This is a genomic window from Pseudomonas sp. TE21394, from assembly GCF_054057835.1.
Map to the genome: position 1 here is coordinate 2694078 of NZ_JBSRZR010000001.1, position 24150 is coordinate 2718227.

The 24150-nt window shown below is 63.0% G+C and carries 20 protein-coding genes; 6 read left to right on the forward strand and 14 right to left on the reverse strand.

Annotated elements, in window-relative coordinates:
* Positions 1 to 38 precede the first annotated feature (38 nt).
* The 11 genes from acs to dksA all read right to left on the reverse strand — a co-directional run bounded on the left by acs (position 39) and on the right by dksA (position 14728).
* Positions 39 to 1973 carry an acetate--CoA ligase gene (gene acs / locus ACVWZT_RS12425; protein WP_457469545.1) on the reverse strand — a complete coding sequence of 645 codons (1935 nt, stop codon included), beginning with the start codon at positions 1971 to 1973 and terminating at the stop codon, positions 39 to 41.
* 198 nt (positions 1974 to 2171) lie between these two features.
* Entirely contained in the window at positions 2172 to 3836 is a 1665-nt protein-coding gene (gene pgi, locus ACVWZT_RS12430) for a glucose-6-phosphate isomerase (RefSeq protein ID WP_296231377.1), read from the reverse strand.
* 186 nt (positions 3837 to 4022) lie between these two features.
* Entirely contained in the window at positions 4023 to 4886 is an 864-nt protein-coding gene (panC, locus tag ACVWZT_RS12435; RefSeq protein ID WP_457469547.1) for a pantoate--beta-alanine ligase, read from the reverse strand.
* Positions 4883 to 5683, reverse strand: coding sequence for a 3-methyl-2-oxobutanoate hydroxymethyltransferase (gene panB, locus ACVWZT_RS12440; RefSeq protein WP_296231379.1), 801 nt, complete (start codon positions 5681 to 5683; stop codon positions 4883 to 4885). The genes panC and panB overlap by 4 nt, the downstream gene beginning before the upstream one ends.
* Positions 5684 to 5942: 259 nt before the next feature.
* On the reverse strand, positions 5943 to 6422 hold the full coding sequence (gene folK, locus ACVWZT_RS12445) for a 2-amino-4-hydroxy-6-hydroxymethyldihydropteridine diphosphokinase (protein WP_296231380.1): 480 nt from the start codon (positions 6420 to 6422) through the stop codon (positions 5943 to 5945).
* Positions 6419 to 7807 carry a polynucleotide adenylyltransferase PcnB gene (locus ACVWZT_RS12450; protein ID WP_296231381.1) on the reverse strand — a complete coding sequence of 463 codons (1389 nt, stop codon included), beginning with the start codon at positions 7805 to 7807 and terminating at the stop codon, positions 6419 to 6421. The genes folK and ACVWZT_RS12450 overlap by 4 nt, the downstream gene beginning before the upstream one ends.
* A gap of 764 nt (positions 7808 to 8571) precedes the next feature.
* Complete coding sequence (locus ACVWZT_RS12455; RefSeq protein WP_296231382.1) at positions 8572 to 10014, reverse strand: sigma-54-dependent transcriptional regulator; 1443 nt, start codon at positions 10012 to 10014, stop codon at positions 8572 to 8574.
* A gap of 4 nt (positions 10015 to 10018) precedes the next feature.
* A complete protein-coding gene (locus tag ACVWZT_RS12460) occupies positions 10019 to 12994 on the reverse strand; it encodes a sensor histidine kinase (protein ID WP_457469549.1) in 2976 nt (991 codons plus the stop codon).
* The gene (locus ACVWZT_RS12465; RefSeq protein ID WP_003250005.1) at positions 12978 to 13154 is read right to left on the reverse strand and encodes a hypothetical protein; all 177 of its coding nucleotides are present in this window, start codon (positions 13152 to 13154) and stop codon (positions 12978 to 12980) included. The genes ACVWZT_RS12460 and ACVWZT_RS12465 overlap by 17 nt, the downstream gene beginning before the upstream one ends.
* Positions 13155 to 13333: 179 nt before the next feature.
* Positions 13334 to 14221 (reverse strand): tRNA glutamyl-Q(34) synthetase GluQRS, encoded by an 888-nt coding sequence (gene gluQRS / locus ACVWZT_RS12470; RefSeq protein WP_296231405.1) that lies wholly within the window; start codon positions 14219 to 14221, stop codon positions 13334 to 13336.
* Between the two features lie 63 nt (positions 14222 to 14284).
* The gene (gene dksA, locus ACVWZT_RS12475; protein ID WP_046613112.1) at positions 14285 to 14728 is read right to left on the reverse strand and encodes an RNA polymerase-binding protein DksA; all 444 of its coding nucleotides are present in this window, start codon (positions 14726 to 14728) and stop codon (positions 14285 to 14287) included.
* A 210-nt stretch (positions 14729 to 14938) separates the two neighbouring features.
* Here dksA and ACVWZT_RS12480 point away from each other — a divergent pair, with 210 nt between their 5' ends.
* Together ACVWZT_RS12480 and sfsA are read left to right on the forward strand one after the other, a co-directional pair.
* Positions 14939 to 16111: a pyridoxal phosphate-dependent aminotransferase gene (locus ACVWZT_RS12480; protein ID WP_296231384.1), complete on the forward strand. Its 1173-nt coding sequence runs from the start codon at positions 14939 to 14941 to the stop codon at positions 16109 to 16111.
* On the forward strand, positions 16111 to 16824 hold the full coding sequence (gene sfsA, locus ACVWZT_RS12485) for a DNA/RNA nuclease SfsA (protein WP_296231385.1): 714 nt from the start codon (positions 16111 to 16113) through the stop codon (positions 16822 to 16824). Before ACVWZT_RS12480 ends, sfsA begins: the two co-directional genes overlap by 1 nt.
* Here sfsA and ACVWZT_RS12490 read toward each other — a convergent pair.
* Positions 16814 to 17131, reverse strand: a complete 318-nt coding sequence (locus tag ACVWZT_RS12490; protein WP_296231386.1) for a Rieske (2Fe-2S) protein — start codon at positions 17129 to 17131, stop codon at positions 16814 to 16816. The genes sfsA and ACVWZT_RS12490 overlap by 11 nt on opposite strands.
* Positions 17132 to 17307: 176 nt before the next feature.
* Here ACVWZT_RS12490 and ACVWZT_RS12495 point away from each other — a divergent pair, with 176 nt between their 5' ends.
* Positions 17308 to 18192 (forward strand): ChaN family lipoprotein, encoded by an 885-nt coding sequence (locus ACVWZT_RS12495; RefSeq protein ID WP_457469552.1) that lies wholly within the window; start codon positions 17308 to 17310, stop codon positions 18190 to 18192.
* A gap of 178 nt (positions 18193 to 18370) precedes the next feature.
* On the opposite strand, the gene ACVWZT_RS12500 is transcribed toward ACVWZT_RS12495, so the two are convergent.
* Positions 18371 to 18649: a TfoX/Sxy family protein gene (locus ACVWZT_RS12500; RefSeq protein ID WP_296231388.1), complete on the reverse strand. Its 279-nt coding sequence runs from the start codon at positions 18647 to 18649 to the stop codon at positions 18371 to 18373.
* Between the two features lie 193 nt (positions 18650 to 18842).
* A complete protein-coding gene (locus ACVWZT_RS12505; protein WP_457469554.1) occupies positions 18843 to 20405 on the reverse strand; it encodes a bifunctional aminoglycoside phosphotransferase/ATP-binding protein in 1563 nt (520 codons plus the stop codon).
* A 114-nt stretch (positions 20406 to 20519) separates the two neighbouring features.
* Here ACVWZT_RS12505 and mrcB point away from each other — a divergent pair, with 114 nt between their 5' ends.
* From mrcB to ACVWZT_RS12520, 3 genes are read left to right on the forward strand one after another with little or no spacing between them, the layout of a single operon-like run.
* Complete coding sequence (gene mrcB, locus ACVWZT_RS12510; protein ID WP_296231391.1) at positions 20520 to 22841, forward strand: penicillin-binding protein 1B; 2322 nt, start codon at positions 20520 to 20522, stop codon at positions 22839 to 22841.
* Between the two features lie 15 nt (positions 22842 to 22856).
* The gene (locus tag ACVWZT_RS12515; RefSeq protein WP_296231393.1) at positions 22857 to 23660 is read left to right on the forward strand and encodes a tetratricopeptide repeat protein; all 804 of its coding nucleotides are present in this window, start codon (positions 22857 to 22859) and stop codon (positions 23658 to 23660) included.
* Entirely contained in the window at positions 23660 to 23992 is a 333-nt protein-coding gene (locus ACVWZT_RS12520) for a YqcC family protein (RefSeq protein ID WP_457469556.1), read from the forward strand. Before ACVWZT_RS12515 ends, ACVWZT_RS12520 begins: the two co-directional genes overlap by 1 nt.
* Positions 23993 to 24150: the final 158 nt, after the last annotated feature.

Below are 24150 nucleotides of genomic sequence, written 5' to 3' on the forward strand. Positions count from 1 at the left end.
GACCTGTCATGCAGGGTGGCCACGAGAGCGGCCACCGGTTACTGGTTGAGGCGTTTGTCGATCAGGCCCTGTACCACGCTGGGGTCGGCCAGGGTCGAGGTATCGCCCAGGTTGTCCAGCTCGTTGCAGGCGATCTTGCGCAGTATACGCCGCATGATCTTGCCTGAGCGTGTCTTGGGTAGTGCCGGGGCCCACTGGATAAGCTCGGGTTTGGCGAAACTGCCGATTTCCTTGCTGACCAGGGCCAGGAGTTCGGCCTTGAGCGCATCGTCCGGCGTTACCCCGTTCATCGTCGTGACAAAGGCGTAAACCCCCTGGCCCTTGAGGTCGTGGGGATAACCGACTACGGCTGCTTCAGCGACGCTGTCATGCAGCACCAGTGCGCTCTCCACTTCGGCAGTACCGATGCGGTGCCCGGAAACATTGATCACGTCATCGATGCGCCCGGTGATCCAGTAGTCGCCATCGGCGTCGCGGCGGGCGCCGTCGCCGGTAAAGTAATAGCCGGGCATGGGTTTGAAGTAGGTGTCGACCATGCGCTGATGGTCGCCATAGACGCTACGGATCTGCCCAGGCCAGCTGGCCTTGATGGCTAGCAGGCCGGCCCCCGGGCCTTCGATCAGCTTGCCCTTGTCGTCCAGCAGCACCGGTTGCACGCCGAACATGGGCTGGCTGGCGCAGCCGGGCTTGAGCACCTGCGAGCCGGGCAGGGGGGTGATCATGATGCCGCCGGTTTCGGTTTGCCACCAGGTATCGACGATGGGGCAGCGCTTCTGTCCGACGGCCTCGAAATACCATTCCCAGGCTTCCGGGTTGATCGGCTCACCGACGCTGCCGAGCAGGCGCAGGCTCTGGCGGGAGGTGCCCTGCAGCGGCCCGTCGCCTTCGCGCATCAAGGCGCGCAAGGCGGTTGGGGCGGTGTAGAAGATGTTCACCTTGTGCTTGTCCACCACCTGCCAGAAGCGCGAGGTATCGGGGTAGTTGGGCACCCCTTCGAACATCAGCGAGATCGCGCCGTTGGCCAGCGGCCCATAGACGATGTAGCTGTGGCCGGTGACCCAGCCGACGTCGGCGGTGCACCAGAACACCTCGCCGTCACGGTAGTCGAACACCACCTTGAAGGTAAGGGTGGCCTGCAGCAGGTAACCGCCGGTGGTATGCAGTACGCCCTTGGGTTTGCCGGTGCTGCCGGAGGTATACAGGATGAACAGGGGGTCTTCGGCCGCCATCGGTTCGACAGGGCAATCGTCGCCGGCCTTTTCCGTTACCTCGTGGTACCAGAGATCGCGGCCTTCGGCCCAGGCGACATCAGTGCCAGTGCGGCGTACCACGAACACGCTGCTGACCGCGGGGCAGCTGGCCAGCGCTTTGTCGACGTTCTGTTTCAGCGGGATGCGCTTGCCGCCGCGCACGCCTTCATCAGCCGTGATCACGGTGCGGCAGTCGGCATCGAGAATGCGGTCGCGCAGGGCATCGGGCGAGAAGCCGCCGAACACCACCGAATGGATGGCACCGATGCGGGTGCAGGCAAGCATGGCGAAGGCGGCCTCGGGGATCATCGGCATGTAGATGCACACCCGGTCGCCTTTCTTCACCCCGCGTGCTTTCAGAGCATTGGCCAGGCGGCAGACTTGGCGGTGCAGTTCGCGGTAGGTGACGGCCTTGGAATCCTTGGGATCATCGCCTTCCCACAGCAGGGCGGTCTGTTCCCCACGGCGTGCCAGGTGGCGGTCGATGCAGTTGTAGCTGACGTTGAGCTGGGCGCCGTCGAACCAGCGGGCGTTGCCGGTCTTCAGGTCGCATTGCTGCACGCTCGACCAAGGCTTGATCCAGTCCAGGCGCTTGGCCTGTTCGGCCCAGAAGGTGTCGGGGTCATCCACCGACTGACGGTAGAGGCGGCGGTACTCGTCGGGGGTGAGTGCGGCGGACTGGCTGACAGCCAGGGCCTGCGGGTAGTTGCGGATATCGAACATGGCGGGTGGTCCTGCTCTTGTGAGGGGCGATGGACTGCAACGGCTATTCGATAGGACAGTGTAGCTGGAAGAGGTGTTCCGCCTGTGCGACCCTCTTCGCGGGCGTGCCCGCTGCCACAGGGACGGCACAGCTTTCGAGGCCTGTGCAGTACCTGTGGCAGTGGGCGAGCCCGCCAAGAGGCCGGTGCAGGTTCCAGATCAGCCGCGGTGACGGCCGCGGAAGTAATTGATCAGGCCCTGGGTGGAGCCATCCTCGGCGCTGTCTTCCAGGCTGCCGACCAAGCGCTGGTAAACGCCCTTGCCCAGCTCTTTGCCCAATTCCACGCCCCACTGGTCGAAGGCGTTGATACCCCAGATCACGCTCTGCACGAACACCTTGTGTTCGTACATCGCCACCAGGGCGCCCAGGCGGCGTGGGCTGATGCGTTCAACCACCAGGGTGTTGCTCGGGCGGTTACCCGGGATCACCTTGTGCGGGGCCAGCTTCTCGATGTCAGCTTCATTCAGGCCCCTGGCGCGCAGCTCGGCTTCGGCTTCCTCGCGGGTCTTGCCCAGCATCAGCGCCTGGCTCTGCGACAGGCAGTTGGCGTACAGCCACTGATGGTGGTCAGCCACCGGATTGAAGCTCACTACCGGCACGATGAAGTCGGCCGGAATCAGCTGGGTGCCCTGGTGTAGCAACTGGTGGTAGGCATGCTGGCCGTTGCAGCCGACGCCGCCCCAGATCACCGGGCCGGTATCGGTCTTCACCGGTGTGCCATCCTGCAGCACGCTCTTGCCGTTGGACTCCATGTCCAGTTGCTGCAGGTGCTTGGTGATGTTGCGCAGGTAATGGTCGTACGGCAGGATCGCGTGGCTGTTCGCGCCCCAGAAGTTGCCGTACCAGACGCCCAGCAAGGCCAGCAGTACCGGCATGTTCTTTTCGAACGGCGCGGTCTGGAAGTGCTGGTCCATGGTGTAGGCACCAGACAGCAGTTCCTTGAAGTTGGCCATGCCGATGGCCAGGGCAATCGGCAGGCCGATGGCCGACCACAGCGAGTAGCGTCCGCCCACCCAGTCCCACATCGGGAAGATGTTCTCTTCGCGGATACCAAAGGCCACGGCGGCCGCCTTGTTGCTGGAAACAGCAATGAAGTGGCGGTACAGCTCGGCTTCCGAACCGCCCTGGGCCAGGTACCAGGTGCGTGCGGCCATGGCGTTCTTCAGGGTCTCGAGGGTGTTGAACGACTTCGACGAGACGATGAACAGGGTGGTTTCAGCACGCAGGTTGGCCGACAGCTCGTGGAATTCACTGCCGTCGATGTTCGCCAGGTAATGGCAGCGCACGCCGCGTTGGGCATACGGCAGTAGCGCTTCGGAGACCAGTTCGGGGCCGAGGAAGGAACCACCGATGCCGATGTTGACCACGTCGGTGATCGGCTTCTCGCTGTAGCCGCGCCACAGTCCGTCATGGATGCGGCCGACCAGTTCGGTAATCTGGTTGAGCACCTTGTGCACTTCCGGCATGACGTTCACGCCGTTGACGCTGAGCTTGTCGCCCACCGGTCGGCGCAGGGCAGTGTGCAGCACCGGACGGCCTTCGGAGGCGTTGATGATTTCGCCGCTGAACATCGACTTGATGGCGTCTTGCAGGCCGACCTGCTCGGCCAGGTTCACCAGCAGGTCACGGGTCTGTTCGGTGATCAGGTTCTTCGAGTAGTCGAGGAACAGGCCACATGAACTCAGGGAGAACTGGTCGAAGCGTTTGGCGTCGGCAGCGAAGGCTTCGCGCATGCTGAAGCCTTGCATGGCGTCGCGGTGTTGCTGGAGCGCCTGCCAGGCGGGCAGGGCCGTCACATCGTGGGGTGTACGGTAATACGCCATTGCGCGGGGTTCCCTTGGTGCGTGGTGATGCCTTGGACACGGCAGTCATTGCCGGGTTCAGGCTGGCAACATTATAGGAAAAGGCCACTGGCAGGGAATGGGTATGGCAGAGGGAATTTGGGGCGCTTTTGCGCCCCTGCGCGAGCTGGCTCTGCTGCGAACGGGCTGCAAAGCAGCCCCAGGCGATTACGCGGTCTTCTCTTCCACATGCAGGTAAAGGTTGTCGATCAGCCGCGTGTTACCCAGGTAAGCCGCCGCAATCACCACCAGGTCGCGATCATCGAACATCGCCGGACGCAGGCTCACGGCATGCCGGACTTCCAGATAATCCGGGCGGAATCCCGCGGCAGTCAGTTGCGCCTGACCTTCGGCTACCAGCGCAGCGAAATCACGCTGGCCCCGGCCGATGGCCGCAGCGATGTGCTGCAAGGTGCGATACAACGCCGGTGCCGTAGCCCGCTGCTCAGGTGTCAGGTAACCGTTGCGCGACGACAGCGCCAGGCCGTCTTCGGCACGCACGGTGGGTTCGCCGATGACCTGGATCGGCATGTTCAGGTCGCGCACCATGGCGCGTATTACCGCCAGCTGCTGGAAGTCCTTTTCGCCGAACACGGCAAGGTCAGGCTGGACCATGTTGAACAGCTTGGTAACCACGGTGGCCACACCTTCGAAATGCCCGGGCCGGCTGGCGCCGCACAGGCCCTCGGAAAGCTGGGGAACGCTGACACGGGTTTGCACGCTCATGCCGTCGGGGTACATCTCGTCGACGGTGGGAGCGAACAACAGGTTGCAACCGGCCTGCAACAGGCGCTCCTGATCGGCGGTCAGGGTGCGCGGGTATTTGTCGAGGTCTTCGTTGGCGCCGAACTGCAGCGGGTTGACGAAGATGCTGGCGACCACGAAATCGGCGCGCTGCGCGGCCTTGGTTACCAGGGCCGCGTGGCCGCTGTGCAGGTTGCCCATGGTCGGCACGAAGCCGATGCGCTTGCCTTCACTACGGGCGCGAGCAACGGCGGCACGCAATTCGCGGACGGTCTTGACTGTATTCATGCACTGAACCCGTGTTCGCTGCCTGGGAAGCTGACTTGCTTGACTGCCTCGACGTAAGCGACGAGGGCGCTGTGAATATCCGGCTGGCCTTGCATGAAGTTCTTCACGAACTTCGGCACGCGACCGCTCAGCGACAGGCCGAGCATATCGTGCAGGACCAGTACCTGGCCATCGGTGCCGCTGCCGGCACCAATGCCGATCACCGGAATACCGACGGCACTGGTAATTTCCGCCGCCAGTTCGCTGGGCACGCATTCGAGCAGCAGCATGGCCGCGCCAGCCTGCTCCAGGGCGATGGCGTCGGCACGCATTTGCCGGGCCTGGGCTTCCTGGCGGCCCTGGACCTTGTAGCCGCCCAGCACGTTGACGGTTTGCGGGGTCAGGCCCATGTGTGCACATACCGGCACGCCACGCTCGGCCAGCAAGCGGATGGTCTCGGCCAGCCAGGCAGCCCCTTCGATCTTGACCATGTGGGCACCGGCCTGCATCAGCGTGGCGCTGTTGGCGAAGGCCTGTTCCGGGGTGGCATGCGCCATGAACGGCAGGTCGGCGAGGATCAGCGCGCCGTCGTTGCCGCGTTTGACGCTGGCGGTGTGATAGGCCATGTCCGCGGTCGTTACCGGCAGCGTGCTGTCGTGGCCTTGCAGCACCATTCCCAGCGAGTCGCCTACCAGCAACACTTCGACACCGGCCTGGCTGGCGGCCTTGGCGAAGGTCGCGTCATAGCAGGTCAGCATGGTGATTTTTTCACCCTTGGCCTTGAGGCCATTGAGGGTGGTCAGGGTTACTTCAGGCATGTAGGAAATTCCTCGTTCAGGCGCTGTAAGAAACGACTGCATTCAACGCGTAGTCATCTTCCGGAGCGGCACATCATCGCGTGTGATGTTCGGGCACAGGTCCGTCCGGGCCTAAATACGGGTAGCGGCACTTCGGTGCCACACGGGACGCCTATAGTCGTGAGCGAGGTGGGGGAAGTCAATGACCCTGTTACCGCATTGTTACGTTCAGGGTGTTACTGGCGTTACCGCGCCGCTGTGCACGGCTGAAACGCCCGGTTTACAGGCGTTCGAGACCGACGAACGGGCACGCTTCGAGCAGCTGCGCGAGGGCGCGGCCATCGGCCAGACGGAAATCGCCCGGTACCAGTTCGGCCAGCGGGTACAACACGAAAGGCCGGGCATGCATATGGTAATGCGGCACTTTCAGGCGTGGCTCATCAAGCACCTGGTCGCCGAACAGCAGGATGTCCAGGTCCAGCGTGCGTGGGCCCCAGCGTTCCTTGCGGACGCGGCCCTGGTCATTTTCGATGGCCTGCAATGCATCGAGCAGGGCCAAGGGCGGCAGGGCGGTGTCGAGGGCGGCGACGGCATTGGTGTAGCGTGGCTGCCCTGGCAGCAGTGAGTCACTGGTATACAGGGCCGAAGCTGCCACCAGGCGCGTGTCTTCTACCTGGTCGAGCGCCTGCAGGGCATTGCGCAACTGCTCGGCAGGTGCGTCGAGGTTGCTGCCCAGGCCGATATAGGCACGGGTGCTCACTCGAATGCCTCGTCGCCGCCGCGCTTGCGCTTGCCGCCACTGCGTTTGCGTTTCCGCGGGCCGGCACCGCTGCCTTCGTCACGGCTGCCCAGCTCGCGGATCATCTCGCGGCGCTCGCTGTCGTTGGCATCCTGGTACTCGGTCCACCACTGGCCAAGCTCGTCGGTTTCTTCCCCGGCGCTCTCGCGCAGCAGCAGGAAGTCGTAACCGGCGCGGAAACGTGGGTTGTCCAGCAACATATCGGCGCGCTTGCCGCTGCGTCGGGGCAGACGCTCCTGCATGTCCCAGATCTCGCGGATCGGCAGAGTGAAACGCTTGGGGATGGCGATGCGGGCGCACTGCTCGGCGATCAGGTCGTGGGCCGCACCGTTCATGGCCGGGATGGGCGGCACGCCCTGTGCTTGCAGGTGCAGTACGCGGGCCGGCAGGGCTGGCCACAGCAGTGCGGCGAAAAGGAACGCCGGGGTCACCGGTTTGCCTTGCTTAACGCGCAGGTCGGTATTGTGCAGCGCCTGGCTGATCAAGGTATGGGTATAGGTCGGGCGTTCGTCCAGCGCATGCGCACTGGCCGGGAATAGCGGTTCGAACAACTGCAGGTCAACCAGCATCTCGAAGGCGATGGCACCCTGGCCCGACAGGAACAGCTTGAGGCTTTCCTCGAACAGGCGCGCCGGCGGAATTTCGCGCAGCAGTGGGGCCAGTTCACGTACCGGCTGGACCGTGTGCTTTTCGATACCGAAGTCGAGCTTGGCGGCAAAGCGCACCGCGCGCAGCATGCGCACCGGGTCTTCCTGGTAGCGGTGGGTCGGGTCACCGATCAGGCGCAGCAGGCGGTTACGGATATCGTGCACGCCATTGGCGTAGTCAAGAATGCGCTCGCTGACCGGGTCGTAGTACAGGGCGTTGATGGTGAAGTCGCGGCGTTGCGCGTCTTCTTCCAGTGTGCCGTACACATTGTCCCGCAGGATGCGGCCGCTGGCATTGTGCGACGAGCGGTGGCTGTCGCCCTGGTCATCTTCCGAATGGTGGGCGCGGAAGGTGGCGACTTCGATGATTTCACGGCCGAAATGCACGTGCACCAGCTTGAAGCGGCGGCCGATGATGCGTGCATTGCGGAACTCGGCGCGGACCTGCTCGGGGGTGGCACTGGTGGCGACGTCGAAGTCTTTGGGGGTGATGCCAAGCATCAGGTCGCGGACACAGCCACCGACCAGATAAGCCTGGTAGCCGGCGCTCTGCAGGCGTTCCACGATATTCACCGCGTGGCGGCTGAACTGGTGGCGCTGCAGCGAATGCTGGCTCTTGTTGATCACCTCAGGAGTGGTACGCCTGTGATGCGGGCCCGGTACGGGCGGGCGGAACGACTGGAACAGCTTCTTCAGCATGGGATGCACTGTTTGAAGGAATGTTCGGCCAAGAATAGGAGAATGGCCGCATGATGGGCGGGGATTCTAGCATTTACTCAAGGAATGGTGTAGGCGGGTAGCAGGATGCCTGCCAGAAGGGTAGAAACGACAAGGGGAGCCTAAGCTCCCCAAGAAGTCGTTGCGTGCTCTTATTGTTTTTCTGCTGGGCTTCTTGTTTTTGTTGAGTGCCCTGCCCACAAATCGCGAAGCTTGTGGACGACCCCCAATCCAGGGGTTAAGAGCAAACGGATTGCTTTGGTCGCTGATGTCACGTTGATCTGTCGATCCAACCAGTTCAGGCGCTGCTTTTCAGTGCAGTTTTTGTTGTTCTCTGCCTGGTTGTGGGGCTAGCCCCAAACACGCATCCTCTCCAAAAGAATCAGTTAGCTGCGCCTCCGCCGTCTTGTTTTTATTGTGCGTGAGCCGTTTCGTCTTGTTCTTATTCTAGGTTGCAGTGCTTGTTATTGTTCTTGTACCAGACATAAAGCAGATGCCGTGCCAACTTTTTGAAATTCAGTAAAATCAATGGCTTGGGGCGATTCGACAGATTTTGGCAGGTCGAAAACGTGGGTTTTTCGTTACCGTACACCTCGGGAATTGTTACGCAGAAAAGGTTGGGTAACAGATTTGTGCGGGAACTGAGGTGTTACCCGGTGTACGCCGTGACACGTGCGGCGCCTGTGAGATCGAGCGCCGCCCGCGCGGCGCTCGGTCTCACAGGCGACAAACAGCTCGCGCCGAAGTCAGTTATCGCTGGTAGCGTTGCTCTTGCGCCGCGGGATGCCCAGGCGCTGGCGGCGTTCCCACAGGCATTTGCGGCTGACCCCGAGCTTGCGGGCCAGCTCGGTTTCGGTCATGTGGTCCTGGTGTTCGAGCACGAAGTGCTGGAAGTAGTCTTCCAGCGACAGGTCTTCGGTCGGCTCATGGCTGGCGTTGGACGCACTGGCCACGGCCAGGGCGTTGTCGAGGATATCGTCCTCCTCCAGGTCGCTCAGTTCGATATCGATGCCCAGCAGGTCAGCGGAAATTTCTGCACTCTCGCTGAGGATGACCGCGCGTTCAACGGCGTTTTCCAGCTCCCGCACGTTGCCCGGCCAGCTGTAATGACGGATCGCCTGCTCGGCTTCGGCCGAAAAATGCAGGTCGTCACGACCGATACGCGCGCTCTGGCGGGCCAGGAAGGCGCTGGCAATCTCGTTGACGTCACTGCCGCGCTCGCGCAGGGCAGGCAATTTCAGAGCGATCACGTGCAGGCGGTAATACAGGTCTTCACGGAACTGGCCGGCCTTGGCCAGGTTTTTGAGGTCGCGGTGGGTTGCGGCAATCAGGCGCACGTCGACCTTTTGCGACTGCACCGAGCCGACCCGACGGATCTCGCCTTCCTGCAATACGCGCAGCAGGCGGGCCTGTGCTTCCAGCGGGAGTTCGCCGATTTCGTCGAGGAACAGGGTTCCACCGTCGGCCGCTTCTACCAGGCCCGCCCGCCCGGCACTGGCGCCGGTGAACGCGCCTTTTTCGTGGCCGAACAGCTCGGACTCGATCAGCGTCTCGGGAATGGCCGCGCAGTTCACCGAGATCATCGGTGCCTTGGCCCGCCGCGACAGGTTGTGCAGGGCGCGGGCCACCAGCTCCTTGCCGGTACCCGACTCGCCCTGGATCAGCACGTTGGAGTCGGTGGGGGCGACCTTGCGGATCTTGCTGTACATATCCTGCATCGGTGGGCAGGAACCGATGATGCCGATTTCGCCATTGGCCGGGGCGCTGCCCTTGTCGGCAGCGGCCGCCTTGCCATTGCTGGCGCGCGGCTCGGCAACCGGTGCGGGGGCCGGGGCGTTCTGCCGGTCGCGCAGGATACGCGCCACGGCCTGAAGCATCTCGTCATGGTCGAAGGGCTTGGCGATATAGTCCACCGCGCCCATTTTCATCGAGTCCACCGCCGAGCGCAGGCTGGCATAGCTGGTCATGATCAGTACCGGGGTACCTTGGCCGAGCTTGATCAGTTCGGTGCCGGGTGCGCCTGGCAGGCGCAGGTCGCTGACGATCAGGTCGAAGGTGGCAATGCTGAAGCGTTCCTGGGCTTCCTGCACCGAGCCGGCTTCGCTGACCTGGTACTGGTTCCGCTCGAGCAGGCGACGCAAGGCCGAGCGGATGATGGTTTCGTCTTCGACGATCAGAATGTGCGGCATTGATTCAATTCTCTCGACGGTCTCGAATTTCAGGGGACGTCGCTACGACATGCCGGGGCAGGGTCACGCGGATCCGGGTGCCACGTTGCCGTTCGATATCGGCCGGGCTGTCGATGGTGATTTGCCCATAATGCTCTTCCACGATGGAATAGACCAGAGCGAGCCCCAGTCCGGTACCTTCGCCCGGGTCCTTGGTGGTGAAGAAGGGTTCGAACAGGCGGTCCATGATGTTCTTCGGAATCCCGCTGCCCTCGTCCTCGACGATCAGGTCGACGGTGTGTTCGTTGACCTCGCTGCGCACGCGCACGGCGCTGCCAGGCGGCGAGGCGTCACGGGCGTTGGAGAGCAGGTTGATCAGCACCTGGGCCAGGCGCTGCGGGTCCCCCTCGACCCAGTGCTCAGGGTCGCAGAGGTTGAAGAACTGTACTTCGAAATTGCGCCGGTTCAACGCCAGCAGACCAATGGCATCCTGCGCCACTTCGGCCAGGCATACCGGCTCTTCGCTGTTCTGCTGGCTGCCGCCGGCATGGGCGAAGCTCATCAGCGACTGCACGATGCGCGAGACCCGCTTGGTCTGTTCCAGGATCTGGCTGGACAGTTCGATGATCTCGCCGTCGCCCTCGCGCTCCTCGCGCAGGTTCTGCGCCAGGCAGGCAATGCCGGTGATCGGGTTGCCGATCTCGTGGGCCACGCCGGCAGCCAGGCGGCCGATGCTGGCCAGGCGTTCGGAATGCACCAGCTTGTCTTCCAGCGCCTGGGTTTCGGTGAGGTCCTCAACCAGTAGCACCAGGCCGCTGTTGCCCGGCGCCAATGGTTCGTCGATGGCGGCCTTGTGCAGGTTCAGCCAGCGCGGCTGGCCATCCAGTGCCAGGCGCTGCTTGTGCAGGTGTTCGTCCGGCAGGTTGATGAACCCTTGCAGCAGGCCGCGCCAGGGTTCGTCGATGGTAACCAGGCGTGAACCGACCACGTGCTTGGCGGCAATGCCGGTAAGCTCCTCCATGGCCTTGTTCCACATCAGGATTTCCTGGTCCTTGGCCAGTGAGCAGACGCCCATTGGCAGCTCTTGCAGGGTCTGGCGGTGGTAGCGGCGCAGGGCATCGAGCTCGGCAGCCAGGCCGGTCAGGCGCGAATGGTAGTCTTCCAGGCGGCTTTCGATGAAGTGGATGTCCTCGGTCACGTAGCTTTCGTTACCAGACTTGTACGGCAGGAAGGTCTCGACCATGTCCTGCGCCACACTTGGGCCCATCAGGCCGGACAGGTTGGCTTCGATGCGGTCACGCAGGCGGCGCAAGGCATAGGGGCGGCGTTCGTCGAACGGCAGATAGAGGTCGCGCAGGGCCTGTTCCACTTCCTTCTGTGCGGCCTTGGCGCCCAGTGGCTTGGCCAGCTGGGTGGCGAACTCTTGCGGCGAGGCAGCGTGCAGCTCGCGACGTTGCGGGCGGCGCACGTTATCCACCGCGCAGGCCTCGGCTGCGCTGACTTCTTCGGCACTGGCGTTGGTGAACAGCGAGATCAGGGTGAACAGCAGCACGTTGGCCGCCAGCGAGGCGATCGCTGCCATGTGCCAGCTGGTGTCGTCCAGCACGTAGATCATGTCCAGCAGCGGAATGTAGAAGCCTTGCAGGTTGCCCAACAGCGGCAGCAGCATGGTCACCATCCACACCAGGGTGCCGGCCAGCAGGCCGGCGATGAAACCGCGGCGGTTGGCGGTGGGCCAGTACAGCACCGACAGCACGCCCGGCAGGAACTGCAAGGTGGCGACGAAGGCGACGATGCCCAGGTTGGCCAGGCTCTGGTGGTTGTTCTGGGTCAGGTAGAACATGAAGCCGGCGGTGATGATGGCGACGATCAGCGCGCGGCGGGTCCATTTCAGCCAGCGGTAGATGTTGCCTTCGGCCGGCGGCTGGTACAGCGGCAGCACCAGGTGGTTTAGCGCCATGCCAGACAGCGCCAAGGTGGTGACGATGATCAGCCCGCTGGCAGCCGACAGCCCGCCGATGTAGGCCAGCAGCGCCAGTGCCTGGTTGTTGGCGGCAATTCCCAGGCCCAGGGTGAAATACTCGGGGTTGGTGCTGGCGCCCAGGCGCAGGCCGGCCCACAGCACCAGCGGCACGGCCAGGCTCATCAGCAGCAGGAACAGCGGCAGGCCCCAGCTGGCACTGACCAGCGAACGCGGATTGAGGTTTTCGGTGAAGGCCATGTGGTACATGTGCGGCATGACGATGGCCGAGGCGAAGAACACCAGCAGCAAGGTGCGCCATGGCCCCTCCTGCAGCGGGGTATGCAAGGCCGCCAGAGCGGTCTGGTTCTGCAGCAGCCACACCTCAAGTTGGTGCGGGCCGCCGAACACGCCATACAGCGCATACATGCCGATGCCGCCCAGCGCCAACAGCTTGATCACCGACTCGAAGGCGATGGCGAAAACCAGCCCTTCGTGCTTCTCGCGCGTGGCGATATGCCGCGAACCGAAGAAGATGGTGAACAGGATGATCAAGGTACAGAAGGCAAAGGCTACCCGGGCCTTGACCGGTTCGCCGGTGAGGATGCTGATCGAGTCGGCCACCGCCTGGATCTGCAGGGCCAGCAAGGGCAGCACGCCGATCAGCATGAAGATCGTGGTCAGCGCGCCGGCCCAGGTACTGCGGAAGCGGAACGCCAGCAGGTCGGCCAGCGATGACAGCTGGTAGGTGCGGGTGATCTTGAGAATCGGGTAGAGCAGCACCGGTGCCAGCAGGAACGCGCCGGACACGCCCAGGTAACAGGCGAGGAAGCCGTAGCCGTACTGGTAGGCCAGGCCGACCGAGCCATAGAAAGCCCAGGCACTGGCATACACGCCCAGCGACAGGGTGTAGGTAAGCGGATGGCGAATGATGGAACGTGGGATCAGGCCCCGCTCGCTGATCCAGGCCACGCCGAACAGCACCATCAGGTACGCGGCGCTGATCAGGATCATCTGGGTCAGGCTAAAGCTCATCGGCATCTCGTTGGCTCTGCAGGATGAAGGTGACGACGATCAGGATCAGCCAGAGCAGGTAAGGGCGGTACCAGGCTCCGGTCGGCTCGATCCACCAGTCCATGATGGCCGGGGAGAACAGGTAGATCCCCACGACCAGAAGCAGGACCAAACGATAGATGTACATGCTGGCCTCGATGGTTGGGCGCTGCGGGCTTGGACTTATTATTGGCGCAAATGGCGGGGGGGATGCTAGCGGGAATCCAGGGGGTTCGCCAAGGGGTTGAATTTATTGGCCTTTTGTTTTTGATGGGGTGCCTGTGCCGGCCTCTTCGCGAGTTTACCCGCGACAGGGCCGGGCCTGCCTCAGAGCAAATCAACCTCCGGCACTGTGGTTCTGCGCGCAATCGCCTCGGGCTGCCACTGTTTACGGGCCACCGCCAGCACTTCGGCCGGCGTCGCCAGCGACAGCTCAGGGGCGGTCTCCTGCCCGAGCGCCCGCAACGCCCGCAGCAACAGCGGCGTGGCCTGCTCCGCCTGCAGTGGCGGCGAACGGTACGATTTGCCCAGCTTGTGCCCGTCCGGCTGCACGATCAGCGGTATATGCAGGTAGCGCGGTTGCGAAAAGCCCAGCAACTCTTGCAGGTATAGCTGGCGCGGGGTGTTGTCCAGCAGGTCGGCGCCGCGCACGATGTCGGTGACACCTTGCCAGGCGTCATCCAGAACCACCGCCAGCTGGTAGGCATACAGCCCGTCGCGGCGCTGGATGACGAAATCCCCTACCTCACGCCCCAGGTGCTGCTGGAACTCGCCCTGCACCCGGTCGGTAAAGCGATAGATCAGCTCCGGCACTCGCAAGCGGATCGCCGCGCCTTCACGCGCATGCCCGGCGTTGCGACAAAAACCGGGGTAAATGCCGTTGTAGCCCTCCAGCTGTTTGCGTGAGCAGGTGCAGGCATAAGCCAGGCCCATGTTGAACAGGCGATCGACCACTGCGGCGTAGGCGTCGTGGCGCTGGCTCTGGAACACCACTTCGCCATCCCACTCCAGGCCATAGCGCTCCAGCGTCTGCAGGATGGCATCGCGGGCGCCGGGCATTTCCCGGGGCGGGTCGGTATCTTCCATGCGAAGCAGCCAGCGGCCATTTACAGCGCGGGCATCGAGCCAGGAAGCGAGAGCGGCGACCAGCGAGCCGAAGTGCAGGAAGCCGCTGGGGGTGGGGGCGAAACGCCCGATGTAACGGGTATCGGTCATGGTCAGGCTGGGCATGAAAATGAAACGGGGCGCTTGATGCGCCCCGTCCGGATGGAAGAAGGATCAGCCTTTGCCGACCGTCTTTTCCTTTTTCTCCGCGATTTCCTTGCAGTCGAAGCACAGGTCCGCGGTAGGACGGGCTTCCAGGCGACGCAGGCCAATCTCGATGCCGCACGATTCGCACCAGCCGTATTCGTCGGCCTTGATCTTTTCGAGGGTCTTGTCGATCTTCTTGATCAGCTTGCGCTCGCGATCGCGGTTGCGCAGCTCCAAGGCGAATTCTTCTTCCTGGCTGGCGCGGTCGGCCGGGTCGGGGAAGTTGGCTGCCTCGTCCTTCATGTGGTCCACAGTGCGGTCGACACTTTCCATCAAGTCTCGCTTCCAGGCGCCGAGAAGCTTGGTGAAGTGCTGTTTCATGGGCTCGCCCATGTACTCTTCACCCTTGGTTTCTACGTAGGGCTCGACACCGTACATGGTCTGGGCTTTTTGCTTTTCTACGGTGGACATGAATAGACCGCCTCTCACTCATCTGATCCAATGCGCAGGCTGCTCCATCTCCGGCACCCGCCGGCCCTGCGACTGCGAGCCGCCGAACTTACCAGATAGATCGGGGGTGCGCTACCCCGCCCGATCTTGCTGATTGACACCGGCCTGAGCGGTACGTTCGATCGCTTGCAGAGGTAGAATCTCCAGTTTAGACCCTATTGAGAGAAGGTCATGGCCCACCCTTACAGCGCGCGCAGCCGCGCCATCGAACCCTTCCATGTCATGGCGTTGCTGGCCCGGGCCAACGAGCTGCAAGCGGCCGGGCACGACGTGATCCACCTGGAAATCGGCGAGCCGGACTTCACCACCGCCGCACCGATCGTCGCCGCTGGACAGGCGGCACTCGCCGCCGGGCACACCCGTTATACCGCCGCCCGCGGCCTGCCGGCGTTACGTGAGGCGATTGCCGGTTTCTATCGCCAGCGCTATGGCCTGAGTGTCGACCCTGAACGCATCCTCATCACCCCGGGCGGCTCCGGTGCACTGCTGCTGGCCAGCAGCTTGCTGGTCGACCCGGGCAAGCACTGGCTGCTGGCCGACCCGGGTTACCCGTGCAATCGCCACTTCCTGCGCCTGGTCGAAGGCGGGGCACAACTGGTGCCGGTGGGCCCGGAGGTCAACTACCAGCTGACCGCCGACTTGGTGCAGCGTTATTGGGACAAGGACACTGTCGGCGCCCTGGTTGCCTCGCCAGCCAACCCGACCGGCACCGTGCTGGGCCGCGACGAACTGGCCAGCCTGTCCCGAGCCACCCGTGAACGCCACGGGCACCTGGTGGTGGACGAGATCTATCATGGCCTGACCTATGGCATGGACGCACCCAGCGTACTGGAAGTGGATGATTCGGCCTTCGTGCTGAATAGTTTTTCCAAGTATTTCGGCATGACCGGCTGGCGCCTCGGCTGGCTGGTAGCGCCGCCGGGCGCCGTGGCAGACCTGGAAAAGCTGGCACAAAACCTGTACATCAGCGCACCGAGCATGGCCCAGCATGCTGCGCTGGCGTGCTTCCAGCCCGAGACTCTGGCCATTTTCGAAGAGCGCCGTGCCGAGTTCGCCCGCCGTCGCGACTACTTGTTGCCCGCCCTGCGCGAACTGGGTTTCCGTATTGCCGTTGAGCCGCAGGGGGCGTTCTACCTTTACGCCGATATCAGTGCCTTTGGCGGTGACGCGTTCGCATTCTGCCGGCACTTCCTGGAGACCGAGCACATCGCCTTCACGCCGGGTCTGGACTTCGGTCGTCATCTGGCCGGGCACCATGTGCGCTTTGCCTACACCCAGAGCCTGCCGCGCCTGGAACAAGCGGTGCAGCGTATTGCCCGCGGCTTGCGGAGCTGGCAAGGCTGATGCAATTTTCGCCGTCACTCGAAAAAGGTCGGCTGCTGCGCCGCTACAAACGTTTTCTCGCCGATATCGAAATGGTGGGCGGCGAGCAGATGACCATTCACTGCCCTAACACCGGCTCGATGCTCAACTGCATGCGTGAAGGCGGGGAGGTGTGGTTCAGCCGCTCCAACGACCCCAAGCGCAAGCTGCCAGGTACCTGGGAAATCAGCGAAACCCCACAAGGGAGGCTGGCCTGCGTGAACACCGGGCGGGCCAATGCGTTGGTCGAAGAAGCCTTGCATGCCGGCATCATCGCCGAATTGGCAGGCTTTACAGCCCTCAGGCGGGAAGTGGCCTACGGTGAGGAAGGCAGCCGCATCGATTTTCGCCTGGAGTTCAATGGCGCTCCGGCTTATGTCGAGGTCAAGAGCGTAACCCTTGGCTATCCCGACAGCTCGGTCGCGGCTTTTCCCGATGCGGTGACCCAGCGCGGCGCCAAACACCTGCGTGAACTGGCCAAGCTGGCCCGGCAGGGCGTGCGGGCGGTGCAGTTGTATTGCGTCAACCTGACCGGCGTCGATGCAGTGCGCCCGGCCGAGGAAATCGATGCGGCCTATGCCCAGGCATTGCGTGCTGCAGTGGCCGATGGCGTGGAGGTGCTGGCTTACGGCACCCGCCTGAACCCGGAAGGCATCGTCATCGATCGCCGCCTGCCGGTGCTGCTTACGCCTTGAACCAGATACCTTGGCTGTCTTCGTGGCAGCCAAGAGCCTCCAGTGACTCGCCCTCGCAAGGCCCGGCCACGCACTCACCACTTTCGATGAGGAACAGGGCGCCGTGGTGCGCGCAGTGGATCAGGCTGGCGCTGTCCTCGAGAAAGGCATCTTGCGCCCAGTTCAGTGGTATGCCGCGGTGCGGGCAGCGGTTGCGGTAGAGGTACACCTGGCCCAGGCGGCGCACGCCGAACAACTCGACGCCTTCTACACTGAAGGCGCGACTCTGGCCTTCGACAAGGCCCTGGGAAGTACAAAGGAAGTGCATGGCAACGACGACTCGTGAAACAAATGATGGCTTGACCCGCCAGTGCGGATGTCCATCAGGTTACCTGCATTCGCTGTGCCTGGCTGCCTGTGGTGCGCAGTTCCGTCGCCGGCTGCAAGGCGCCCGGTTTACCGGCACCGGCCCGATACATCGTGAGTGACAGAGAGGTATTGCACATGCGCCATCCGCTGTTGTCAGGTTTCTCGTTATGCCTTGCACTGGCCTTGGGCGCTTGCCAGGCCAGCCTGCCAGCGCTGCCGGCCTGGCAAAGCAGCGAAGGGCGTACCCATCCCGACCTGGGGCATATCGTCGAGCTTGCCAGTGGGCAACTGCTCGACCCAGAGCAACTGGTACAACGCCTGGCTGTTGCGCCGCGGGTATTGGTCGGCGAGAAACACGACAACCCCGACCACCATGCCCTTCAGCTTTGGCTGTTGCGGGCGCTGCAGGCCCAGCGTGCGCAGGGCAGCCTGCTGCTGGAAATGCTGCAGCCCGAGCAGCAACCGCTGCTGGACAAGCTGGTGGGGCAACCCGTGCCGGCCGATCTGCCACAGGCCCTGGCCTGGCAGGACGGTTGGGACTGGCAGATGTACGGGCCAATCGTCACCGAGGCTTTGCAGCAACGTATCCCGCTGCTGGCTGCCAACCTTTCCCCCGGCCAGATGCGCCAGGCGTATCGGCAACCAGCATCGCTGGTCGGCGAGAGGTCCAATGCGCCAGCGGTCAAGGCCGCGTTGTTGCAACAGGTGCGCGCCGGACACTGCGGGATGCTTCCGGACAGCCAGTTGCCTGCGATGCTAGCCGTGCAGCAGCAGCGCGACCGGCGTATGGCCGAGCGCCTGTTAGCGGCACCGCAGCCAGCCTTGTTGTTTGCCGGTGCCTATCATGTGCGCAAGGACCTGGGCGTGCCGTTGCATCTGGCTGACTTGGGCGCGCAGGGTAGCAGCAGGGTTTTACTGTTGGCTGAGGCAGGTGCGCAGGTCGAGGCGGGGCAAGCTGATTACGTGTGGTATACGGCGGCACTGCCGGCGCAGGATTACTGTGCACAATTACAACGCTGATGCCACACGCCCGGCAAAAAAAAGACCCGGCAAACTGCCGGGTCAATAACCGTGATTAGCCTGATGAGGAGATAATCTGAGAGTCCGAACCAAGGTCTCTTAGTTTATCCAACCAGTCTCGCGACCAGTTGTGATAATCATAACGATTCTCATTTCGAGGTCAATCCCTTTCTCTCGATTATTTCGAATTTTTTTGTGCCGGACATTTTGCGTCCAGTTGCTGGATGAGCGCTTCTTTGCGCTCCACCGGCAAGTCGTTCCAGTGCATGTCCAGGAGCGCGCCTTCAATGGCATACAGCAGCACCTTCGATGCACGGAACCCTCGCGTCTTCACGGCTTGGTACGCACCCACCGCGCCCAGGCGTCGCAGATCCGATGCACTGTGGATGCCTGCTGCATGCAGCCACTGCGCAGAGGTCTTGCCAAGGTTCTTCAGGTGCTGCAATTCATCGTTCATCGAGCCTCCTTGCGATGGCTGAACGGGTCATGGGGATAAATCGCGAGCAGGTCAGAGAGGAGTGTAGCGGGGGTTGGAAAATGCGCGGCCTTTTGCCATTGGGGGCGACGAGATGCGCTGGAGGCATGCGTCGCCTAGCCCGGCCTCTTCGCGGGTAAAGGCGCGAAAAGGCCGGGATGGAAAAGCGCTGAACTTACAGCCCGGGCAAGCGCTGGCGAACCTGGTCGATGACCTGGTCCATGCTGGCGGCATCCTGGGTGTCGACGCGTTTGCTCTGTGCCAGCTCTTGCGCATCCAGTGGCTCGCGGCTCGCCTGCTGGGCCTTGATCACGTCCAAGGTGGCATCCGATGGGTCGTTCTGTTCTGCCTGGCGCTGCTCCAGCCAGCTGGCAATGACTGCTTCGGGCGCATGGCAATCGAGGATCAGGAACGGCACACCGGTCTGGCTGGCGATATCGGCTGCAGCCTGGCGCTGCTCGCGCTTGAGGTAGGTGGCATCCAGCACTACCGGGTAACCGGCACGCAGAATGGTTGCCGCCACCTCGTGCAGGCGCCGGTAGGTCGCGGCGCTGGCGTCCTGGGCATAGATGCCTGAACCCAGTTGGCCTGCTTCGGCCTGCTGCTGCTCACCGAACAGGCGCTTGCGCTCAACGTCCGAGCGCACGCGGACCGCGCCCAAGGCCTCGACCATGCGCATGGCCACGTGGCTTTTGCCTACCGCCGAAACCCCATGGGTAATGGCCAGCAGGCGCGACGGGATGGCACTGTAGCTTTCCGCCAGGTTGGCGTAGTTGCGGTAGGTGCGCAGGGTGGTCGCACGCTGCACCCCATCGGCATTGGACGGCATGCTGAACAGCGCCACCTTGGCCCGTACCAGCGCGCGGTAGGCTTTGTAGAAGTTGAGCAGTTCCAGGCCTTCGTAATCGCCGGTCAGTTCCAGGTACTGGGTGATGAAGCGCCGGGCCAGGCATTTCAGGCCGCGGTCTTCCAGGTCCATGGCCAGGAAAGCGGTGTCGGCATAGACGTCGGTCAGGCGGAACGGTTCGTTGAACTCGATACAGTCGAAGATCACCACCTTGCCATCGATCAGCGTCGCGTTGCCGAGGTGGATGTCACCGTGGCATTCGCGGATGAAACCGTTGGCCTTGCGCTTTTCCAGTAGGCCATGCAAGCGCTCGAAGCTGCTGCGCGCCCAGGCCTGCAGGGCATCAAGCTGCTGCAGGTCGGCCTTGTCGCTGAGGAACGGGCGAATCTGCTCGAAGTTCTGCTCCACGGGCGCCATCACGCTTTCCGGCGTGCCCAGGGGGTGCTCCACCGGCACACGGGGCGCCTGCAGGTGGAACTCGGCGATCTGCCGGGCCATCTGGTCGATGTGCGCGGCATTCAGTTCGCCATTGGCCTGCAGGGTGCTGAGCATCTGCCCCTGGGGAAACTGGCGCATTTTCAGCACATATTCGATAGCCTCGCCTACGCCACCGATCTGCGGCGCCTCGACGCTACCGGTAATCGGCAGCACTTCCAGGTACAGGCCGTCGGTCAGGCGCTGGTTCAGGCGCAATTCTTCATTACAGAAATGCTGGCGCTGATCCAGGCTGGTGAAGTCGAGGAAGCCGAAGTTCATCGGCTTCTTGATCTTGTAGGCATACTCGCCGGTGAGCAGAACCCAGGAGATATGCGTCTCGATCAGCTGGAACCCCTCCACGGGGTGAGGGTACAGGGCAGGGTTCTGCAGCGCGTTGATAAGGGCTTGGCTCACGGGAAATCCTTCCGGGGCAGGGAATTCGAATGCGCCATTATGGTCAATGGTGCCGCCCCTGCCTACCGCCGGGCCGTCTGCCCAGCCTTTATAAAGTGCGTATAATCCGCCGCCATGACTCGAACCCGAACCCCCCGCACCCCTCAGAAACGCCCGACCGGCCGCTCCCGCGCCTGGCTGGGCTGGGCCTTGAAGCTCAGCCTGGTCGGCCTGGTGATCGTTGCCGGCTTCGCGGTATACCTCGATGCCGTCGTCCAGGAAAAGTTCTCCGGCAAGCGCTGGACCATCCCGGCCAAGGTGTACGCCCGGCCGCTGGAGCTGTTCACCGGGCAGAAGCTGAGCAAGGACGACTTCCTCACCGAGCTGGATGCGCTCGGCTATCGCCGTGAAACCGCTGCCAATGGCCCCGGTGCGGCGTCGGTCAACGGCAATACGGTCGACCTCAACACCCGTGGCTTCCAGTTCTACGAGGGCATGGAGCCGGCACAGTTCGTGCGGGTGCGCTTCTCCGGCGACTACGTGGCAGGCCTGTCCGGGGCCAACGGCAAGGCGCTCGATGTAGTGCGCCTGGAACCGCTGATGATCGGCGGCATCTACCCGAAAAATCTCGAAGACCGCATCCTGATCAAGATCGACCAGGTGCCCAAATACCTGCTCGAAACCCTGGTGGCCACCGAAGACCGCGATTTCTATAGCCACTTCGGGGTGTCGCCCAAGTCGATCGCCCGCGCCATGTGGGTCAACACGTCAGCCGGCTCGATGCGTCAGGGCGGTAGTACCCTGACGCAGCAGTTGGTGAAGAACTTCTACCTCACCAGCGAACGCAGCCTCAGCCGCAAACTGACCGAGGCCATGATGGCCGTGCTGCTGGAACTGCACTACGACAAACGCGAAATCCTCGAGGCCTACCTCAACGAGGTGTTCGTCGGCCAGGATGGTCAGCGTGCGGTGCACGGCTTCGGCCTGGCCAGCCAGTTCTTCTTCAGCCAGCCGCTGTCGGAGCTGAAACTGCACCAGATCGCCTTGCTGGTGGGCATGGTCAAAGGCCCGTCCTATTACAACCCGCGACGCTACCCCGACCGTGCCCTCGCGCGCCGCAACCTGGTGCTCGACCTGGTGGCCGAACAGGGCGTGGCGAGCCAGGCGGAAGTGGATGCGGCGAAAAAGATGCCGCTGGGCGTGACCAAGCGCGGCAGCCTGGCTGACAGCTCGTTCCCGGCATTCCTCGACCTGGTCAAGCGTCAGCTGCGCCAGGACTACCGCGACGAAGACCTGACCGAAGAGGGCCTGCGCATCTTCACCAGTTTCGACCCGATCCTGCAGATGAAGGCCGAAGCCTCGATGAGCGAGACCTTCAAGCGCCTGGCAGGTCGCAAGGGGGCTGACGAGGTCGAGTCGGCCATGGTCGTGACCAACCCGGAAACCGGTGAAGTGCAGGCACTGATTGGTAGCCGCCAGGCCGGTTTCGCTGGCTTCAACCGCGCCATCGATGCTGTGCGCCCGATCGGCTCGCTGGTCAAGCCGGCGGTTTACCTGACCGCGCTGGAGCAACCGACCAAGTACACGCTGACCAGCTGGGTGCAGGACGAGCCCTTCTCGGTCAAAGGCGCCGACGGCCAGGTCTGGCGCCCGCAGAACTATGACCGCCGTCCGCATGGCACCATCTACCTGTACCAGGGGCTGGCCAACTCTTACAACCTGTCGACCGCCAAGATCGGCCTGGAAGTGGGCGTGCCCAACGTGATCAAGACCATCGGCCGGTTGGGCGTGAACGTTGACTGGCCAGCATTCCCGGCCATGCTGCTGGGCGCCGGCGGCATGTCGCCGATGCAGGTGGCGACCATGTACCAGACCATCGCCAACGGCGGTTTCAATACGCCGATGCGCGGTATCCGCAGCGTGCTCACCGCCGAGGGCGAGCCGCTCAAGCGTTACCCGTTCCAGATCCAGCAAACCTTTGACCCGGGCGCCATCTACCTGGTGCAGAACGCCATGCAGCGGGTAATGCGCGAAGGTACTGGCCGCTCGGTATACAACACCTTGCCGCGCACGCTGACCCTGGCTGGCAAGACCGGTACCAGCAACGACTCGCGTGACAGCTGGTTCTCCGGTTTCAGCCAGGACCTGCTGGCCGTGGTGTGGATGGGTCGTGACGACAACGGCAAGACGCCATTTACCGGCGCTACCGGTGCCCTGCAGGTGTGGACCAGCTTCATGAAGAAGGCCGACCCGTTGCCGTTGGACATGCCGCAACCGGACAACGTGGTGCAGGCGTGGATTGACCCATACAGTGGCCATGGTTCTGATGGCAGCTGTCCGGGAGCAGTGCAGATGCCGTATATTCGCGGGAGTGAACCGCCCGCCGGTGCGACCTGTGGCGGCGAGCAGGATCCGGTTGAGTCGGTCATGGACTGGGTAAAAGGCTGGATGAATTAAGCACAGGCTGCATTGATGAGGTGTGACGTGAACAAGTGGCTGTTTCCTGCCGTGACGGCGCTGGCTGTGCTCCAGGGGTGCGCCAGTGTCCCGCGCGGCAATATTCCGGTGGTCGACTCGAGCACCCGCGTGTCCAATAGCGAACGCGTCACAGCCAACCGCTCGGCGGGTGGCTATAACGCGGGTACCGCGCAAGCCCAAACGCTGCCTGAGGACTCCGGCGTCACCGTGATGATCCCGCAGGGTGCCGGTGCCTCCGGCATCCAGACATTCCCGGCGGCCAACGGGCCGGCACCGATCAGCACCTCGCCGATCACGCCGGGTCCGATCTCAACCGGTCCGGTCAGTTCGGTGCCGATGGCAACCAACCCTAACCCGATCGCCGACGAACCGTTCGACATCGCCGCGATGAACAGCGCCCCGCAAAGCACCAGCGCCCCGACCGGTATTCCACGTAGCGGTGCCGCTGCAGGCGGGCTATCGGCCGATGAGCAGCTGGATGGTCCGGTACTGGCACTGCTGACCACTGCCCAGTCGCAGCAGGGCAGCGGTGACTTCAACGGTGCTGCTTCCAGCCTGGAGCGTGCCCAGCGCATTGCCCCGCGCGAGCCGCAGGTACTGTACCGCCTGGCCCAGGTGCGCTTGTCGCAGGGTGATGCGCCACAGGCCGAGCAATTGGCGCGTCGCGCCCTGACTTACGCCAACGGCCGCCCGAGCCTGCAGGCCGAGCTGTGGAATACCATCGCCCAGGCTCGCGAAAAACAGGGTGACAATGCTGGTGCTGCGCTGGCCCGGCAAAAGGCTCGGGTCAACTTGTGATGATCGAGCAACGCATTCTCGATATTGCCGACCATCTGATGCTGATCGAGCGCGAGCTGCAGGTGCAGGGGTGGTGGGATGCCGAGGCGCCAAGCGACGAGGCGCTGGCCAGCACTGTGCCGTTCGCCGTCGATACCCTCAGTTTCGAACAATGGCTGCAATGGATCTTCCTGCCGCGCATGAAGATCGTCATCGAGCTGGGCCACCCGCTACCCAATGCCTCCGGCATCCTGGTGATGGCCGAAACCGTATTTACCGACCGCCCGGAACAAAGCCGCGAGCTTCGGCGCCTGTTGGCAGCTTTCGATCAATTGATTGCTCCTTCCGCCTGATTTCTTCAGTTTTTCCTTCAAGGGCCGCAGATTGTGGCCCTTTTTTGTGGAAATCTTATTAATTCTGCTGCTGAAGCGATTTTTAGTGGTGGCAGGAATTCATCTTGGCGAAAAATTGGCAATAATTTTTCTTGACTTGTTGGCGCCGAATCAGAAGA

Coding starts and splice junctions, on each gene's coding strand:
- acs (WP_457469545.1), bottom strand. CDS start 1,973: ATGTTCGATATCCGCAACTACCCGCAGGCCCTGGCTGTCAGCCAGTCC.
- pgi (WP_296231377.1), bottom strand. CDS start 3,836: ATGGCGTATTACCGTACACCCCACGATGTGACGGCCCTGCCCGCCTGG.
- panC (WP_457469547.1), bottom strand. CDS start 4,886: ATGAATACAGTCAAGACCGTCCGCGAATTGCGTGCCGCCGTTGCTCGC.
- panB (WP_296231379.1), bottom strand. CDS start 5,683: ATGCCTGAAGTAACCCTGACCACCCTCAATGGCCTCAAGGCCAAGGGT.
- ACVWZT_RS12450 (WP_296231381.1), bottom strand. CDS start 7,807: ATGCTGAAGAAGCTGTTCCAGTCGTTCCGCCCGCCCGTACCGGGCCCG.
- ACVWZT_RS12455 (WP_296231382.1), bottom strand. CDS start 10,014: ATGCCGCACATTCTGATCGTCGAAGACGAAACCATCATCCGCTCGGCC.
- ACVWZT_RS12460 (WP_457469549.1), bottom strand. CDS start 12,994: ATGCCGATGAGCTTTAGCCTGACCCAGATGATCCTGATCAGCGCCGCG.
- ACVWZT_RS12465 (WP_003250005.1), bottom strand. CDS start 13,154: ATGTACATCTATCGTTTGGTCCTGCTTCTGGTCGTGGGGATCTACCTG.
- gluQRS (WP_296231405.1), bottom strand. CDS start 14,221: ATGACCGATACCCGTTACATCGGGCGTTTCGCCCCCACCCCCAGCGGC.
- dksA (WP_046613112.1), bottom strand. CDS start 14,728: ATGTCCACCGTAGAAAAGCAAAAAGCCCAGACCATGTACGGTGTCGAG.
- ACVWZT_RS12480 (WP_296231384.1), top strand. CDS start 14,939: ATGGCCCACCCTTACAGCGCGCGCAGCCGCGCCATCGAACCCTTCCAT.
- sfsA (WP_296231385.1), top strand. CDS start 16,111: ATGCAATTTTCGCCGTCACTCGAAAAAGGTCGGCTGCTGCGCCGCTAC.
- ACVWZT_RS12490 (WP_296231386.1), bottom strand. CDS start 17,131: ATGCACTTCCTTTGTACTTCCCAGGGCCTTGTCGAAGGCCAGAGTCGC.
- ACVWZT_RS12495 (WP_457469552.1), top strand. CDS start 17,308: ATGCGCCATCCGCTGTTGTCAGGTTTCTCGTTATGCCTTGCACTGGCC.
- ACVWZT_RS12500 (WP_296231388.1), bottom strand. CDS start 18,649: ATGAACGATGAATTGCAGCACCTGAAGAACCTTGGCAAGACCTCTGCG.
- mrcB (WP_296231391.1), top strand. CDS start 20,520: ATGACTCGAACCCGAACCCCCCGCACCCCTCAGAAACGCCCGACCGGC.
- ACVWZT_RS12515 (WP_296231393.1), top strand. CDS start 22,857: ATGAGGTGTGACGTGAACAAGTGGCTGTTTCCTGCCGTGACGGCGCTG.
- ACVWZT_RS12520 (WP_457469556.1), top strand. CDS start 23,660: ATGATCGAGCAACGCATTCTCGATATTGCCGACCATCTGATGCTGATC.